Origin of the sequence: [Clostridium] ammoniilyticum (assembly GCF_025566905.1) — a bacterium.
GTDB lineage: Bacteria > Bacillota_I > Bacilli_A > Erysipelotrichales > Coprobacillaceae > Faecalibacillus > Faecalibacillus intestinalis.
In genome coordinates this window covers 122282-138333 of record NZ_JAOQJR010000002.1, presented here as the reverse complement: position 1 = coordinate 138333, position 16052 = coordinate 122282, and the positions used below count along the sequence as shown (strand labels likewise).

The following is a 16052-nucleotide window of genomic DNA, read 5'->3' as shown; positions in this document are numbered from 1 at the left end:
CCGTTGACGGGACAGTGTCAGTCGGGCAGTTTGACTGGGGCGGTCGCCTCCCAAAGAGTAACGGAGGCGCCCAAAGATACCCTCAGCTTGGATGGAAACCAAGCGCAGAGTGCAAAGGCAAAAGGGTGTTTGACTGCGAGACCCACAAGTCGAGCAGGGACGAAAGTCGGGCTTAGTGATCCGGCGGTGCTGAATGGAAAGGCCGTCGCTCAACGGATAAAAGCTACCCTGGGGATAACAGGCTGATCTCCCCCAAGAGTTCACATCGACGGGGAGGTTTGGCACCTCGATGTCGGCTCATCGCATCCTGGAGCTGAAGTCGGTTCCAAGGGTTGGGCTGTTCGCCCATTAAAGCGGTACGCGAGCTGGGTTCAGAACGTCGTGAGACAGTTCGGTCCCTATCTGTCGTGGGCGCAGGAAATTTGAGAAGAGCTGTCCTCAGTACGAGAGGACCGGGATGGACGCATCAATGGTGGACCAGTTGTCACGCCAGTGGCATAGCTGGGTAGCTAAATGCGGAAGGGATAAACGCTGAAGGCATCTAAGTGTGAAACCCACTTCAAGATGAGATTTCCCATTGCGCAAGCAAGTAAGACCCCTTAAAGACGATAAGGTAGATAGGTCAGGAGTGTAAGCATGGTGACATGTTAAGCGGACTGATACTAATAGGTCGAGGGCTTGACCGAAAAGGCAAGCGAGCTTGAAAGAAGAAAAACTACTGTCTGGTTTTGAGTGTCCTGAAGACACTTGACAAGAAGAATCTGGTAATGATAGCATGATGGACACACCTGTACCCATTCCGAACACAGAAGTTAAGCATCATCGCGGCGAAGATAGTACATTGTGCGAAAATAGCTCGTTGCCAGTTCCTTCTTTTTTTTATGTCTTTACATGATCCTTGACAGGTCATACTATTGTGGTATGGCTTTTTTTTCTGATATGCTTTATTGCATCATATAAAATAAAGATAATTTTGAGTTGCTATTATTTGATGTTTATAAACTTTCTGAAATTATTTGAATATCTTGACTTTTTGTATGAATTATTATTGGAAATTAGTAAAAAAAAAGACCTCTTTTCGAGGCCTTTATTATTACATTTTTACTGTAGATTTAACTAATTCAACAACTTCTTCAGAAGTAGCACAATCTAATGCTTTTTCTACTAAAGCTTCCATATCAGCTTTTGATACGCTCTTAATTAATTTTCTTTGAGCTAAGATTGAAGTAGCTGACATAGAGAATTCATCTAATCCTAAACCAAGTAATAATGGAGCTGCAATAGCTTCACCAGCCATTTCTCCACACATACCAGCCCATTTACCTTCAGCATGTGCTGAATCGATAACATGTTTTAATAAGTTTAAGATTGATGGATTGAATGGTTGATATAAATAACTTACACCAGAAGACATTCTGTCTGCTGCAAATGTATATTGTACTAAGTCATTTGTTCCTACTGAGAAGAAATCAACTTCTTTAGCAAATTTATGAGCTAATACAGCAGCTGCAGGAATTTCAATCATGATACCAACTTGTAATGTATCACTTACTTTAACACCTTCAGCAACTAATTTTTCTTTTTCTTCCATTAAGATTCCTTTAGCTTTACGGAATTCTTGTAAAGTAGCAATCATAGGGAACATGATTCTTAAATCACCATAAACTGATGCTCTAAGTAATGCTCTTAATTGAGTTCTAAAGATATCTTCTCTTTGGAAACATAAACGGATTGCACGAACACCTAAGAATGGATTCATTTCTTTTGGTAAATCGATAGCTTCGATTTCTTTATCTCCACCGATATCTAATGTTCTAACAACAACAGGTTTACCTTCCATACCTTCTAATACTTCTTTATAAACTTCAAATTGTTGTTCTTCAGTTGGTAATTCAGCAGATTCCATATATAAGAATTCAGTTCTGAATAATCCAACACCTTCACCACCATTTTCTTTAACACCTGCTAAATCTTTTGCTGAACCAATGTTAGCAACTAATTCAACTTGATGTCCATCAGTAGTAATTGTTTTTTCATTAACTAATTTCTTTAATTCTTCTTTATAAGCGATGAATTCAGCACGTTTAGTTTCATATTCTTTAACAGTTGTTTCATCAGGATTGATCATAACTGTTCCTTCAATACCATCAAGAACAATTAAATCTCCATCTTTAACTTCTTCTGTAATTGTTTTACAAGCAACAACTGCAGGAATTTCTAAAGAACGAGCCATGATAGCTGAGTGAGAAGTTCTACCACCAATATTAGTAGCAAATCCTCTAACTAAGTTTTTATTTAATTGTGCTGTATCAGAAGGAGTTAAATCATCAGCGATAATAACAACTTCTTCATCAATTAAAGCAGGGTTTGGTAATGGTTTACCAAGTAAGTTAGCTAATAAACGACGAGAAACGTCTTTAATATCAGCAGCTCTTTCTCTAAAATAATCATCATCCATCATTTCAAACATTGCAATGAAACTATTTGCAACTGCATCTAATGCAGCTTCAGCACATAATTTTTCATTATTGATTTTGTCTAAAACTTGTGTTTTTAATTCAGGATCTTGAAGTACTAATGCATGAGCATCAAATACAGCAGCTTCTTCAGCTGATAAGTTTTTAGAAGCAGCTTCTTTAATTGCTTCTAATTGTTTAGCTGTTTCAGCCATACAATCTTCAAATTTTTTGATTTCAGCTGCAACATCTTCTACAGTGTTTTGTGTTACAGTTAAATCAGGCATAACTAGTTTGTATGCTTTAGCAATTGCAATACCACTAGAAGCCCCAATACCTTTAATCATAGTATTAAACACCTCCATATTTACATTCCAATTCTAACCTATTTTTATTGAAAAATAAAGATATTTTCATTGTACGAAAGGACTTTTTAAGAAAAAAAACAAGTATTTATTGAATTGTTTGTCTAGACATGATAAGATGTTATCGAGGAGGAGTTTGCAATGAAAGTTATTATTGTTGAAAATTATGAAGAAGCAAGCCAAGAAGCAGCAAAAATTTTTATTAATCAAGTAAAGGAAAAACCAAAAAGTATTTTAGGATTAGCTACAGGATCTACACCTGTTAGAATGTATGAATTATTAAGAGAAGATCATGAAAAAAATCATACATCATATAAAGATGTTAAATCATATAACTTAGATGAATATTTTGGATTAGATGCAAGTCATCCACAAAGTTATCATTATTTTATGTATAAAAACTTATTCAATGGAATTGATATTAAAGATGAAAATGTTCATGTTCCATGTGGACAAGGAAATATTCAAGAAAACTGTGATGAATATAATAAAATGTTAGCTGAAAATCCAATTGATATTCAATTATTAGGAATTGGTTCAAATGGACATATTGGATTCAATGAACCAGGAACTGATTTTAATTCAAAAACACATTATGTTGATTTAAAAGAAAGTACTATTAAAGACAATGCAAGATTATTCTTTGATGGAGATGAAGATGCTGTTCCAAAACAAGCAATCTCTATGGGAATTCAAAATATTATGGATGCTAAAAGTGTTGTTTTAATTGCTTGTGGTAAAAATAAAGAAAATGCTGTTAAAGGAATGATTGAAGGACCTGTAACTCCAGAATTACCAGCTAGTGTATTACAAAATCATAAAGATGTAACTGTAATTATTGATAAAGCAGCTGCAGCTTTATTAGAAAAAGAATATTAAAATTAATGAGGGAGAAATCTCCCTTTTTTTGTTTAGGTTGAAATTTTTATCATTAAACTGTAAGATTATATTACTAATATAGAAGGTGAAAATTATGAAAAAAATAAGACTTAAAGAATTATTTAATATACCTAATTGTTTATGCTATTTAAGAATACTACTTATTCCTATTTTTTTACATCGCTATTTTTTAGCTGGAAGTAAAGAAGATTATTATATATGTGCTACTATTTTAATTATTTCAGGTCTATCTGATTTTTTAGATGGCTACATTGCAAGACATTACCAAATGATTACTGATTTTGGGAAAGTTATAGATCCAATCGCTGATAAATTGACACAATTTACGGTTGCGTTTGTTTTAGTTTATACGTATTCATGGATGTGGTTATTACTTCTTATCATTGTTTTAAAAGATGGAATGCTGGCTTTAGGGGGACTTTATTTATATGAAAAAGGAGCAAAGGTCCAAGGAGCCTCATGGTGGGGGAAAATTTCTACTGCTATCTTTGATGTTGTCGCAATCGTATTAATTGGAATACATATTCCAAATTCTATTTTTGCAACTATTTCAATTTTTGTTTGTATTATGTTGATGTTATTATCACTTGTTTTATATGCTAAACAACTGTTATCAATTTATAAGGAGCTTAAGAATGAATAAAAGGCAAATAAAGTTAAGTTGTTATTTAGAACAATTAAATATAGAGGTTGTTAAAGTAGAAATGATTTTAAATCAATTAAATAGATTAAAAAATAATCAAGAGATAGCTAATTATATAATTGAAAGGGATCTTTTAAAAACAAAGTGTCAATTAGAATTATCACTTGCTTCTTTGTGTATTATTCTAAGAAAAATGTGTGAAAATCAATTTATTACTTTAAATCAAGAAAGAAGAAAAGATATTAATAGTATTATCCATTCAAATCGTTTTGATTTTTTTGAGGACGATAAAGTTTATGTTTTTTCACAAAAAGGACAAGAAGAAGTCAATATCATTCAATTACTAGATTATGCAAAAAAGATATTTAAAGAAATCGTATGATTTTTTTGGACATCTTTTTTATTTTATCCAAGATAAAATAAAACTAGGTGAATAAAATGAATATTAAAAAAAATTGTGGTATTGTTTTGATTGTTTTGGGAATCATCTTAACGTTAGATCGAACAAATGAATTCAAAGGTATTGTTTCAATTATTGTTTATTATATTCAAGAATACTGGCCTTTATTCATTACTTTTTGCGGTGTTTCATTGCTTGCTACACCACAAAAAACTAAAAAGAAATGAAATAAAAAATACTGATTTTATATAGCTAAATGAATTGAAACACGATAACAAAAATGATAATATGTATAACGTATTAATGGAGGAAACAAAAAAATGAAAAAAAGACCTATCGTATTATGTATTATGGATGGTTATGGTATTTCTGAAAGCATTAATGGTAATGCTGTAAGACTTGCTAATACACCTAACTTAGATGATTTAATGGCTATGTACCCAAACACAACTATTTCAGCTAGTGGTATGCCAGTTGGTTTACCTGATGGACAAATGGGAAATAGTGAAGTTGGGCATTTAAATATTGGAGCAGGAAGAACTGTTTATCAATCATTAACTTTAATTAATAAAGCTTTAAATGAAAAAACTTTCTTTGAAAATGAAAAATTCTTAAAAGCAATTCAACATGCTAAAGATAATGGTTCTAAATTACATATTTGGGGATTATTATCAAATGGTGGTGTTCACTCATCAAATGAACATATCTATGGTTTATTAGAATTAGCTAAACAACAAGGTTTAGATAAAGTATATGTACATGCTTTCTTAGACGGAAGAGATGTTGCTCCTGATAGTGGTGTTGATTTCGTAAAAGAATTACAAGAAAAAATTGAAGAAATCGGTGTTGGACAAATTGCATCAATTTCTGGTAGATACTATGCAATGGACAGAGATAAAAGATTTGATCGTGTTAAATTAGCTTACGATGCAATCGTATGTCAAGAAGGTGAATCTTTCGAATGTCCAGTTCAATATGTAAAAGATTCTTATGCTAAAGATGTTTTAGATGAATTCGTTATCCCTGGTTACAACAAAAACGTTGAAGGAACAATTGATGATGGAGATTCAGTAATCTTCGCTAACTTCAGACCAGATAGAGCAATCCAATTAGCTACAGTAATCACAAATCCTACATTCTATGAAGGATATGTACCTGAAAAACAAGTTAAAGATTTAGAATTCGTATGTATGATGAAATATGCTGATAGTGTTAATGGAGAAATCGCATTCGTTTCACCTGAACTTACAAATACATTAGGTGATTACTTATCAGCTCAAGGTTTAAAACAATTACGTATTGCTGAAACTGAAAAATATGCTCACGTAACTTTCTTCTTTGACGGTGGAGTTGATAAAGAAATCGAAGGAGCTACTCGTGTATTAGTTAATTCACCAAAAGTTGCTACTTATGATTTACAACCTGAAATGTCAGCTTATGAAGTAAAAGATAAATTAATTGCTGAATTAGATAAAGATATTCATGATGTTGTAATTGTTAACTTTGCAAACTGTGACATGGTAGGACATACTGGTGTTATTCCTGCAGCAATCAAAGCTGTTAGCGTTGTTGATGAATGTATCGGTGAAGTATATGAAAAAGTTCTTGAATTAGGTGGAACTATGTTAATTACTGCTGACCATGGTAATGCTGAAGAAGAATTAGATGCAGATGGAAATCCATTCACTGCTCATACAACAAATGTTGTACCTTTAATTGTTACTAATTCTCATGTAGGATTAAAAGAAGGCGGAAAATTAGGAGATTTAGCTCCAACAATGTTACAATTATTAGGTTTACCAATTCCTGAAGAAATGGATGGAGAATCTTTATTAAAATAATCAATAAGTTCATATTGATTTCATTTTTAATAGGTATATTAAGTGGGTGTAGTCATACTACATCCACTCATACTATACAGAAAGATTTATCAAAAGATCAAATCATAGAAATCAATTATGATGATGTTTTAAAGAAAATAAATCAAAAAGAAGATTTTGTTTTATATATTGGAAGACCTGATTGTAAAGATTGTCAAGAATTTGAACCTTATTTAAAAAAATATTTAAAGAAAAATAAAGGAGTTTATCTTTATTATTTCAATATTAAAGAATATCGAGATCAAGCGAATAGTCAAGAAGCAACAAAAAAAGAAAAATCTCGATATAACCAAATGAGAAAAAAACTTGATTTTTCATGGACACCTACTTTAAAATTAGTGATCAATGGGAAATTTGTAGATCAATATACTTTTTTAGATGAAGATTATTATTCATTACCAAGCAAAAAACAAAAAGAAAAGAAACAGGATTATATTGATAAACTTTCATCTTGGCTAAACCAAATATACCAAGATTAAAAGAAAGGATTGATAAAATATGAAAAAATGTCCAAAATGCCATAAAAATATACCAAGTAATGCAAAAGTATGTCCTTATTGTGGAACACCTCAATCTGGCTATCAACCAATGAAACGTACCCCTAAAAGAAAATACGCATTCATTTATCCAATTTTGATTATTGCACTTGTTTTCTTACCTATGGGAATTTCTTATTTCTTTGTATTTAATGCATTATCTGATAGTGAAATTAATCAAACAGCAACATTAAAAACATATACAAAATCAAATCAAGAAACAGTTGTATATCAATATGATTCCTTAAAAGAATTTTCAAAAAATGTTAAAAATAGTAAAAAATATGTCAATAAGATTAATGACATGGAATCGTCTTTAGAAAAAATAGTTGGAACAAAAAATATGGATTCAGAATATTTGTTTCAAATAACAGATAATAATAATCTTTATGTATCTGTTCAATATGATATTTCTTTAGATAAACAAAATACAATGAGTATTTCTTATGATTATGATTTATCAAAAGAAAGCCAATTACAGTTTGAATATCATTTAAATGATATTCAACAATTAGATGATGGCTATCAACAATTAAATCAACAAGTTACAAAAATAAATCAAATCATTACACTATTTAATGAAAAAGATAATCAAGAATTAATTCAAAAAACATTAAATGATTTAAAAAATAATGAAGCTGAAATTTCAAAAGAAACACTTTCTCATTATGGAAAAGGAATGACACAATCAAAAGGAAACGATCAATCTTCAATAAGAATATTTAATTATAAAGATACATATCGTTTAAAATTTTCTTATGATTCAAATTTAAATTTAGAAAAATTTATATAAAGCCAAGAAATTGGCTTTTTCTTTTTATGTAAAACAAGTATAATAGGGATAATTATAGGGGAAAAGTAGGTGAATCGATGAGAAAAATTGCAGTTTTAACCTCAGGAGGAGATGCACCAGGAATGAATGGGGCTATTCGTGCTATTGTTCGTGTAGGAATAAAAAGAGGTTTTGAGGTTTATGGTGTTTATGAAGGATATAAAGGATTAGTAGCAGGGAATATCAAAAAATTAGGGTATAGTGATGTTTCTGAAATATTATCTAAAGGGGGAACTATTTTAGAATCTTCAAGATTACCTTCATTTAAGGAAGATAAAGTTCAAGAACAAGCAATTCATCAGCTTAAACAAAGAGGGATAGATGGACTTGTTGTTATTGGGGGAGATGGAAGTTATAAAGGAGCTTTAGCACTTAGTCAAAAAGGAATTGATTGTATTGCTATTCCTGGAACAATTGATAATGATATTAATGGAACAGATGAAACAATAGGCTTTCATACGGCACTTTATAACATTATCGATGCTGTTAATAAATTAAGAGATACGTCTAGTTCACATCATCGCTGCTTTGTTGTTGAAGTTATGGGAAATCATGCAGATAATCTTGCTATTTATTCTGCAATTGCATGTGGTAGTGAAATTGTTATTACAGATAAAACAGAGTATGATGAAAATAAAATTATTGAAGAACTCAAAATATGTGAAGAAGAGTATCATAAAAAACATGCGATAATTATTGTAAGTGAAAAAATATTAGATGTTGAAAAACTAGCTAATCGTATTAGCGAAGAAACTGGATATTCAGGAAGATCAATTGTTTTAGGACATATTCAAAGAGGTGGATCACCTGTTCCTGAAGATCGTATTTTAGCATCTAAAATGGCAGAAGAAGCCATTTGTTTATTAGAAAAAAGAAAAAGCGGTTTATGTATCTGCATGAAAGATAATCAAATTATATCTAAAAATATTGAAGAAGCTTTAATTGAAAAAAATGAAAATCATGATCGTTTATATCAATTATTTTTAGACTTAGCTTAAGGAGAAGATATGAAAAAAATATTATTTAGTGATATTGATGGAACAATTGCTAAGGACAATTTACCCATTACTTATAAAGATCAAGAAGCTGTAAAAAAATTAAGAACACAAGGTCATTATTTTTCATTTTGTACAGGAAGAAATATTCAAGAAACAAAACTTGTCACACCACATTTTGAATATGATTATCTTGTTTTAAATAATGGAGCAATGATTGTTGATCAAAATGATCAAGTTCTTTATCGAAAACAAATAAAAAATGAAATTGCTAAAGAAATACTTAAAGAAAGCTATCAAAAATATCCTTATCTAAATTATACATTTTTTGATGGTCAACAAACATATGGATATATAAATCAAAAAACATGTATTTTAACAGAAAATGGTTATCAAGAAATAGCAGGTGATTTTTTAGAAATATTAGATCATACTCAAGATGATATTGATATTGTATGTGCTTTTCATCCACAAGAAAAATTAGATGAAATACTTGAAATTCAAAAACAAATCCATCAAAAATATGTAGGTATTCATGCAACACTCAATGTTGTTTATTTAGATATTACAGTAGATTGTACTAAAGGAAGTGGACTTAAAAAGCTTTGTTCATTATTGGATCAAGAAGTGATTTCTTATTGTATAGGAGATTCTTATAATGATTTAGATATGTTTAAAAAAGCTGATCATGCTTATACTTTTAATCGTGTAGAAAAACAAATAAAAGAAAAGACAGAAAAACAAGTTGATTATGTTTATGAAGTCATCAACGATATGTTAGAGGGGGGATAACAATGAGTTGGCAAGATAAATTAAGACAAGTAGAACCATATGTAGCAGGTGAACAACCAAAAATCAACAATATGATTAAATTAAATACGAATGAAAATCCATATGGTCCATGTAAACAAATAAAAGATATTTTAAAAGAAATCGATATTGAAAAATTAAAACTTTATCCAAATAGTGATGGAGAAGAATTAAGACATGCTTTAGCTAAGTATCATGGTTTAAAAGATGAACAAGTTTTTTTAGGAAATGGTTCAGATGAAGTTTTAGCACTTACATTTTTAACATTTTTTAATGGAAGTGATCCAGTATTATTTCCAAATATTTCTTATTCATTTTATCCAGTTTATTGTGATCTTTACCAAATGAATTATAAAGAAATTATTTTGGATCAAGATTTTAAAATGCATGTTGAAGATTTTAAACAACCAAATTCAGGAATTATTTTTCCTAATCCAAATGCACCAACAGGATTACTCGTTTCATTAGATTTCATTGAAGAAGTTTTAAAAAGTAATCCAGAAAGTATCGTTGTTGTAGATGAAGCTTATATTGATTTTGGAGGACAATCATGTGTCCCACTTATTCATCAATATGAAAATTTAGTGGTTATTCAAACGTTTTCTAAATCAAGATCTTTTGCTGGAGCTAGATTAGGAGTAGCTTTAGGAAATAAAGAAGCTATTTCTCATCTATATGATGTGAAAAATTCTTTTAACTCGTATCCTATTGATTATATAACTCAACAAATTGGACTTGTTTCTGTTTTAAATAGTCAAGATATGAAAGAAAAATGTCAAAAAGTAATTAAAACAAGAGAATATACAAAAACGAAACTAAAAGAATTAGGATTTGTAGTTCCAGATAGTTATGCTAACTTTGTATTTGTAAAACATCCAAAGATTGATGGGGAAGAATTATTTTTAGCACTTAGAAAAGAAGGCATTATTGTGCGTCATTGGAATAAACCATTGATTGATCAGTATTTAAGAGTTACGATTGGAACGGATCAACAAATGGAAAGATTCTTTGAATTTTTAGAAAACTATTTAAATCAAAAAGGATTGTTATGATTTTTTCATAACAATCCTTTATAAAAAAAGAAGCTATAGCGATTGCTATAGCCTTTATTTTTCTTCTGTATGATGTAAATCTTCTTTAATTTGAGTTGTAGAAATTTCAGGAGTTCTTGGTAAATAAATAACTTCTACACCCTCATCTTTTAGATAATCAAATTTACCTTTCCAATCATCTCCAATAACAAAAGTATCAATATGATATTCTTTAATATCTTTGATTTTTTGATCCCAATTTTCTTCAGGAATAACTAAATCTACAAAACGTACAGATTCTAGTAGACCTTTTCTTTGTTCGTAAGAGAAATAACATTTTTTATCTTTTTTCAAACGTGTAAATTCATCAGTTGAAACAGCAACAATTAAATAATCACCTAAAGCTTTCGCACGTTTTAATAAATTAATATGTCCGTAATGTAATAAATCAAATGTACCATAAGTAATAACTCTTTTCATACCTAACCCTCTTTTACTTTTAATAATACTATTTTCAAAATTAATATCTGCAACAGACTTTGTTAGCTCTGTTTTTCGATCACGATTCATTAATGCCTTGACTGCTTCATTTGGACTAACTTTACCTTTAACAATAGCATCGACCATGGCAGTAATTGGCATTTCTACATCATATCTTTTAGCAAGTTGCATTGCAGCAGGTAAAGCGTTTAAACCTTCAACGACCATACCAACTTCTTTTGTAGCGTCATCAACATTGTAACCTTGTCCAATTAATGTTCCACATTTAAAGTTACGACTATGCACGCTTGTTGCTGTGACAATCAAATCACCAATTCCGGCAAGACCATGGAATGTTTGTTCAAGGCATCCCATTGTTGTTCCTAAACGTGTCATTTCAGAAAGACCACGCGTAATAAGGGCAGCACGAGTGTTATCACCATAATTTAACCCATGGGAAATACCTGCTGCTAAAGCAATGATATTTTTTAAAGCACCACATAATTCAACCCCGCGGACATCAATGTTTGTATAAACACGCATGCATGTATCTTGGAAAAGATTTTGTACTTTTTCAGCAACTTCTAAATCATCACAAGCTGAAACAATGGTTGAAGGCATATCTCTTACAACTTCTTCAGCATGGGTTGGACCTGATAGAGCTACGATTTTTGCTTGATTTCCTAAAACATCTCGAATAATTTCAGACATTGTATAAAGACTATCTTTTTCAACCCCTTTAGCAAGATCGATTAAGATTTGCTCTTTAATATAATCTTTAGCTGTTTCCATTGTACTTCTCATAAAAATGGAAGGAACAGCAACCACTAAATACTCGCTATTACATACTTCTTTAATATCTGTTGTAAATTCCATATCATCAGGAATTTCTAATTCAGGTAATTTTGGATGTGTTCTGTTTTTTTGAATATATTCAATTTCTTGAGGTAAAGCCGACCAAACCATCACTGAATGATGACGATTGCATAACACTCTTGCGACAGCCATCCCCCATGTACCTGCGCCTAAAACACCAACTTTATACATGATAAATAACCTCCTATTTTTTGATGTATTTCATTTTTTCATTTTTTATAAAAACCCAATGATCATCATTTGAATCATCTTCACTAAAATGATAATCATCGATCACAATTTCTTTTATTTGTTCAATATCTTCAATATGATGTTCAATCAAATAATTGAGTATCATTCCTCTTGCTTTTTTTAAATACACGGCATTTCGTTTAAAAGTATGCCCATTTCTTATCACAAAATCAAGTTGAATGATTGGAAGATCAAACATTTTTTCATATTCTTTCGTACTTAAAGAAAGAATAACATCTTCATTTTTTAAATAATCATTTAGTTCTTTATACCAATATTGATATAAATTTATTTCATTTAATTTATGTTTCATTTCTAAACGATGGTAATTTACAGCATCATTATAACGTAAAATTCCATAAAGTGGAGAATTAATTAGTAAATGCTTATCTAAATAATCCCATTCTTCTTTTTGATAATTCTTTAAATCAAGCTGTTTAAAAACAACGCCATTAAATAAATTTATGGCTGCAAAAGTTTCCTCATTATGAAAATAATCATAAATTAATGAAGATTGTTTAAAAGAAATCTTCATCAAATCATGAATTTGATTAATATCTAATTCTTTTAATTGTTTTCTTAAAGATTCTGCTTTATTAAAAAACAATGGTGTTTGTTTTTCAATAGGAAAATGCTTTTCTTTTAAACTTTTTGCATCAGCAATTATAATTTTCATAGACTTCACCACATCCATTATATATTAAAATAAAAAATTATGATATACTACATTCGGTGATAAAGATGAATACAACAATTATAGATAAGATATTAATTCATATGCTCGATATGGAACATAGTCAAATTATTTACTCTGATCAATTTATTGATTTAATAGAGGGAACAACTGAATATTATGATAAAAAAATAGAAAAATGTTTAACGAATACAACCATTAAAGAACTCGTTGTAGGAAGTGAACATCATTTATTACAAGCAGCTAGAAATATGATCATTGATGATGAACAATTTATTGTTGAATCTAAAAAGATTGCTCAAGATCTATTTGCTGTCAGCAAATATGTAGAAGAAATGCCTAATAGTAATTTAATGTTTGTTGAATGTAAAGTAGATGGAGAAAAGATGATTCTCATCATGAAATTAAATTATAAAGTGACACCTATTTCTATTGTGGAAGAAGTAGATGGTAAAAGATTTATTAAATTTGTTAATAGACAAAGTCTTCCACCTAAAACTTCAGCTGTTGAAGAAGCAATTATTATCAATGTTGATAAAAACACAGTTTCTTTAATTGAAAAAAGATTTCAAATAGATGGAAAACCAGGCTATTATCTTAATGAACAATATATTAAAGGTGAACCTAAATTAACAGATAAACAAAAAATGAGTATTGTTAATAAAGTCGTTAAAAAAGTCGATAGTGAATATAATGTTTTTGAAGGTGATCCTACAGCTATGGTCAAAAAAGAAATGATTGATTTAGTAATGGAACATTTACCATTAAAACCAATGGAAATTGCGAAGAAGGTCATGGGTGATGATTATAACGCACAAGAAGAAGTTGAAACGATTATGAGAGATCTAGGAATTGAAGAAGATGATGAAATTGTTAATGTCCCACTTTCATTAGATCGTATGTCAAGATGTAAATTGGTTTTAGATGATGATCGTATTATTGAATTAAATGTTGAAGATTATTTAAATCATGAAAATATTACAACCGAAACAGATATGTCAGGATATTCAACAATTACTTTAAATAATATTAAGGATATTAAGATTAAATAAAGACAATAAGTTTTCTTTATGATAGAATAAACAGGCATATAATGAAAGGAAATAGATAAATGAGTAAAGTAATTAAATTAGGTAACTATAAAGGAATTGAATTTAAAGTAGAAAAAGTACCTGTATCTAATGAAGAAGTTGAACAACAAATTCAAATGATTTTAGCTCAATCAAGTCAAACAGAAGAAAAAGATGGAGATACTGTTGAAAACGGTGATATCGCTACAATCGATTTTGTTGGTTTAAAAGATGATGTTGCTTTTGAAGGTGGAACAGGAAATGATTATGATTTAGAAATTGGTTCAGGATCATTTATTCCAGGGTTTGAAGAACAAATGATTGGTATGAAAGTTAATGAAACAAGAGATTTAAACTTAACTTTCCCAGAAAATTATCAAGCCGAAGATTTAGCTGGACAAGATGTTGTTTTCAAAGTAACAGTTAAAAAATTATCTGTAAAAAAAGAAGCTGAATTAAATGATGATTTTGTTGAAGGTTTAGGTGTACCTGAAATTAAAACAGTTGAAGATTTAAAAGCTTATATTAATGAAGGTTTACAACAACAACATGATCAACAATATGAAGCACAAAAAGAAAATACAATTTTTGATGCTTTCATGGCAGATAGTGAAGTTGAATTAGATGATGATGCAATTGATGAGGCATTAGATAGACAAATGTCTTATATGGCGAATCAAATGATGGCTCAAGGAATTCAATTAGATCAATACTTACAAATGACAGGTATGGATGAAGAAAAATTAAGAGAACAAATGAAACCATCTGCTACTCAACAAGCTAAATTAGAAGCTTTAATTGATGAAATTATTGCTGTTGAAAATATTGTTGTTACAGAAGAAGTTTTAGATGAACAATTAAATATGGTTGGACAAGCTAATCAAATGACTAAAGAACAAGTATTAGAAAAAATTGATTTAGAAGGATTCAAAAGAGATTTATCTCGTATGCAAGCAAGCCGTATTATTGTAAATAATGCAGTTGAAAAATAATGAAAATTCCACGATATAGTGGAGTTTTTTATTATACTGTATAAAAATAATTTTTTCATTGATATTTAGTTTGGTTAATGCAAAATAGGTTGAGTAATTAAAGAAAAAGGGTAAAAATATCTATCTGTATTAAGGAGTTTCATTTTTTATGAAAATCATTGTTTTGGGAGCCGGTAAAGTCGGAAAAACACTTATTAAACATATGTCAAATGAAGATCATGATATTATTGTTGTTGATCAAAATGCAACTAAAGTAGAATAAGTTGTAAACCAATATGATGTTATAGGTGTTGTAGGTAATGGTAGTTCATAGGATATATTAATGGAAGCAGGAGCAGAAGATGCTAACCTTATTATTTGTGTAACTACTTCAGATGAATTAAATATTTTAGCAGGATTAATGGCTAAAAAAATGGGAACAAGACACACTATTGCACGTGTTAGAAATCCTGATTATTCATCACAACGTGATTTTATGAGAAATCAATTAGGTTTTTCAATGATCGTTAATCCTGAACTTGAAGCAGCAAGTGAAATTTGTCGTGTTTTATCTTTTCCTTCAGCTGTTAAAGTGGATACTTTTTCAAGAGGAAAAGTTGAGCTTGCTGAATTCTTTGTGGAAAATCATAGTCGTTTAAATGGAGTTGAATTAAATCAATTACAAGTGCTTTTTCAGCTGTAGCAACGTGTTTAAATAACGTTGGTCCAGGAATGAATGTTGTTGGTCCAGTAGGAAATTTCTCATCATTATCGGATGTATCAAAATTTGTTTTATCTTTTGATATGTTAGCAGGACGACTTGAAATATTCCCAATGTTATTATTATTTGCTCCATCTCAATGGAGAAAATAGACTACTTAG

16 protein-coding genes, 2 rRNA genes and 2 pseudogenes (1 of these 20 cut by a window edge) are annotated in these 16052 nt (G+C 29.9%); 16 read left to right on the top strand and 4 right to left on the bottom strand.

The genetic code is table 11. The features are described 5' to 3' along the window. Positions 1 to 686, top strand: a 23S ribosomal RNA gene (locus OCV55_RS02785) (it extends 2185 nt beyond the left edge of the window). Between the two features lie 74 nt (positions 687 to 760). Then, positions 761 to 868 (top strand): 5S ribosomal RNA (gene rrf / locus OCV55_RS02780). Positions 869 to 1093: 225 nt separating this feature from the next. On the opposite strand, the gene ptsP is transcribed toward rrf, so the two are convergent. Continuing rightward, positions 1094 to 2803 carry a phosphoenolpyruvate--protein phosphotransferase gene (gene ptsP / locus OCV55_RS02775; protein ID WP_032091753.1) on the bottom strand — a complete coding sequence of 570 codons (1710 nt, stop codon included), beginning with the start codon at positions 2801 to 2803 and terminating at the stop codon, positions 1094 to 1096. A gap of 159 nt (positions 2804 to 2962) precedes the next feature. On the opposite strand from ptsP, the gene nagB reads away from it, so the two are divergent. The 10 genes from nagB (at position 2963) to hisC (ending at position 10869) form a co-directional block, all read left to right on the top strand. Beyond that, the gene (nagB, locus tag OCV55_RS02770) at positions 2963 to 3700 is read left to right on the top strand and encodes a glucosamine-6-phosphate deaminase (RefSeq protein ID WP_147579736.1); all 738 of its coding nucleotides are present in this window, start codon (positions 2963 to 2965) and stop codon (positions 3698 to 3700) included. A gap of 94 nt (positions 3701 to 3794) precedes the next feature. Beyond that, positions 3795 to 4364: a CDP-alcohol phosphatidyltransferase family protein gene (locus OCV55_RS02765; RefSeq protein WP_147579735.1), complete on the top strand. Its 570-nt coding sequence runs from the start codon at positions 3795 to 3797 to the stop codon at positions 4362 to 4364. Then, positions 4357 to 4746, top strand: coding sequence for a hypothetical protein (locus tag OCV55_RS02760; protein WP_032091750.1), 390 nt, complete (start codon positions 4357 to 4359; stop codon positions 4744 to 4746). Before OCV55_RS02765 ends, OCV55_RS02760 begins: the two co-directional genes overlap by 8 nt. 56 nt (positions 4747 to 4802) lie before the next feature. Then, positions 4803 to 4991 (top strand): hypothetical protein, encoded by a 189-nt coding sequence (locus OCV55_RS02755; protein WP_022001335.1) that lies wholly within the window; start codon positions 4803 to 4805, stop codon positions 4989 to 4991. A gap of 93 nt (positions 4992 to 5084) precedes the next feature. Further along, positions 5085 to 6605: a 2,3-bisphosphoglycerate-independent phosphoglycerate mutase gene (gene gpmI, locus OCV55_RS02750; RefSeq protein WP_032091749.1), complete on the top strand. Its 1521-nt coding sequence runs from the start codon at positions 5085 to 5087 to the stop codon at positions 6603 to 6605. Positions 6606 to 6619: 14 nt separating this feature from the next. After that, positions 6620 to 7123 carry a thioredoxin domain-containing protein gene (locus tag OCV55_RS02745; RefSeq protein ID WP_267309778.1) on the top strand — a complete coding sequence of 168 codons (504 nt, stop codon included), beginning with the start codon at positions 6620 to 6622 and terminating at the stop codon, positions 7121 to 7123. A 19-nt stretch (positions 7124 to 7142) separates the two neighbouring features. Next, the gene (locus OCV55_RS02740) at positions 7143 to 7973 is read left to right on the top strand and encodes a zinc ribbon domain-containing protein (RefSeq protein WP_147579733.1); all 831 of its coding nucleotides are present in this window, start codon (positions 7143 to 7145) and stop codon (positions 7971 to 7973) included. A 77-nt stretch (positions 7974 to 8050) separates the two neighbouring features. After that, positions 8051 to 9010, top strand: coding sequence for a 6-phosphofructokinase (gene pfkA, locus OCV55_RS02735; protein ID WP_107029995.1), 960 nt, complete (start codon positions 8051 to 8053; stop codon positions 9008 to 9010). Between the two features lie 9 nt (positions 9011 to 9019). After that, on the top strand, positions 9020 to 9799 hold the full coding sequence (locus OCV55_RS02730) for an HAD-IIB family hydrolase (protein ID WP_147579732.1): 780 nt from the start codon (positions 9020 to 9022) through the stop codon (positions 9797 to 9799). Positions 9800 to 9801: 2 nt separating this feature from the next. Beyond that, positions 9802 to 10869 carry a histidinol-phosphate transaminase gene (gene hisC / locus OCV55_RS02725; protein WP_147579731.1) on the top strand — a complete coding sequence of 356 codons (1068 nt, stop codon included), beginning with the start codon at positions 9802 to 9804 and terminating at the stop codon, positions 10867 to 10869. 54 nt (positions 10870 to 10923) lie between these two features. Here hisC and tagD read toward each other — a convergent pair whose 3' ends face one another. The 3 genes and pseudogenes from tagD to OCV55_RS02715 all read right to left on the bottom strand — a co-directional run bounded on the left by tagD (position 10924) and on the right by OCV55_RS02715 (position 13111). Continuing rightward, positions 10924 to 11328, bottom strand: coding sequence for a glycerol-3-phosphate cytidylyltransferase (gene tagD / locus OCV55_RS14045; protein WP_032091818.1), 405 nt, complete (start codon positions 11326 to 11328; stop codon positions 10924 to 10926). A 75-nt stretch (positions 11329 to 11403) separates the two neighbouring features. Then, positions 11404 to 12375 (bottom strand): annotated as a pseudogene (locus OCV55_RS02720) (NAD(P)H-dependent glycerol-3-phosphate dehydrogenase); the annotation flags it as partial. A gap of 13 nt (positions 12376 to 12388) precedes the next feature. Beyond that, positions 12389 to 13111, bottom strand: a complete 723-nt coding sequence (locus tag OCV55_RS02715; RefSeq protein ID WP_158561763.1) for a YaaA family protein — start codon at positions 13109 to 13111, stop codon at positions 12389 to 12391. A gap of 65 nt (positions 13112 to 13176) precedes the next feature. Here OCV55_RS02715 and OCV55_RS02710 point away from each other — a divergent pair, with 65 nt between their 5' ends. The 4 genes and pseudogenes from OCV55_RS02710 to OCV55_RS02695 all read left to right on the top strand — a co-directional run bounded on the left by OCV55_RS02710 (position 13177) and on the right by OCV55_RS02695 (position 16043). After that, positions 13177 to 14181, top strand: a complete 1005-nt coding sequence (locus OCV55_RS02710; RefSeq protein WP_147579730.1) for a nucleoid-associated protein — start codon at positions 13177 to 13179, stop codon at positions 14179 to 14181. Between the two features lie 59 nt (positions 14182 to 14240). Further along, entirely contained in the window at positions 14241 to 15191 is a 951-nt protein-coding gene (gene tig, locus OCV55_RS02705) for a trigger factor (protein ID WP_032091741.1), read from the top strand. Positions 15192 to 15339: 148 nt separating this feature from the next. Then, positions 15340 to 15873: pseudogene (locus tag OCV55_RS02700) on the top strand (NAD-binding protein). A 29-nt stretch (positions 15874 to 15902) separates the two neighbouring features. Next, the gene (locus OCV55_RS02695; RefSeq protein ID WP_317233017.1) at positions 15903 to 16043 is read left to right on the top strand and encodes a hypothetical protein; all 141 of its coding nucleotides are present in this window, start codon (positions 15903 to 15905) and stop codon (positions 16041 to 16043) included. The last annotated feature ends 9 nt before the right edge of the window (positions 16044 to 16052 follow it).

What these genes read in the sequence shown, in the direction of transcription:
- ptsP (WP_032091753.1), bottom strand. Translation starts at nt 2,803, where the DNA reads ATGATTAAAGGTATTGGGGCTTCTAGTGGTATTGCAATTGCTAAAGCA.
- nagB (WP_147579736.1), top strand. Translation starts at nt 2,963, where the DNA reads ATGAAAGTTATTATTGTTGAAAATTATGAAGAAGCAAGCCAAGAAGCA.
- OCV55_RS02765 (WP_147579735.1), top strand. Translation starts at nt 3,795, where the DNA reads ATGAAAAAAATAAGACTTAAAGAATTATTTAATATACCTAATTGTTTA.
- OCV55_RS02760 (WP_032091750.1), top strand. Translation starts at nt 4,357, where the DNA reads ATGAATAAAAGGCAAATAAAGTTAAGTTGTTATTTAGAACAATTAAAT.
- OCV55_RS02755 (WP_022001335.1), top strand. Translation starts at nt 4,803, where the DNA reads ATGAATATTAAAAAAAATTGTGGTATTGTTTTGATTGTTTTGGGAATC.
- gpmI (WP_032091749.1), top strand. Translation starts at nt 5,085, where the DNA reads ATGAAAAAAAGACCTATCGTATTATGTATTATGGATGGTTATGGTATT.
- OCV55_RS02740 (WP_147579733.1), top strand. Translation starts at nt 7,143, where the DNA reads ATGAAAAAATGTCCAAAATGCCATAAAAATATACCAAGTAATGCAAAA.
- pfkA (WP_107029995.1), top strand. Translation starts at nt 8,051, where the DNA reads ATGAGAAAAATTGCAGTTTTAACCTCAGGAGGAGATGCACCAGGAATG.
- OCV55_RS02730 (WP_147579732.1), top strand. Translation starts at nt 9,020, where the DNA reads ATGAAAAAAATATTATTTAGTGATATTGATGGAACAATTGCTAAGGAC.
- hisC (WP_147579731.1), top strand. Translation starts at nt 9,802, where the DNA reads ATGAGTTGGCAAGATAAATTAAGACAAGTAGAACCATATGTAGCAGGT.
- tagD (WP_032091818.1), bottom strand. Translation starts at nt 11,328, where the DNA reads ATGAAAAGAGTTATTACTTATGGTACATTTGATTTATTACATTACGGA.
- OCV55_RS02715 (WP_158561763.1), bottom strand. Translation starts at nt 13,111, where the DNA reads ATGAAAATTATAATTGCTGATGCAAAAAGTTTAAAAGAAAAGCATTTT.
- OCV55_RS02710 (WP_147579730.1), top strand. Translation starts at nt 13,177, where the DNA reads ATGAATACAACAATTATAGATAAGATATTAATTCATATGCTCGATATG.
- tig (WP_032091741.1), top strand. Translation starts at nt 14,241, where the DNA reads ATGAGTAAAGTAATTAAATTAGGTAACTATAAAGGAATTGAATTTAAA.
- OCV55_RS02695 (WP_317233017.1), top strand. Translation starts at nt 15,903, where the DNA reads ATGAATGTTGTTGGTCCAGTAGGAAATTTCTCATCATTATCGGATGTA.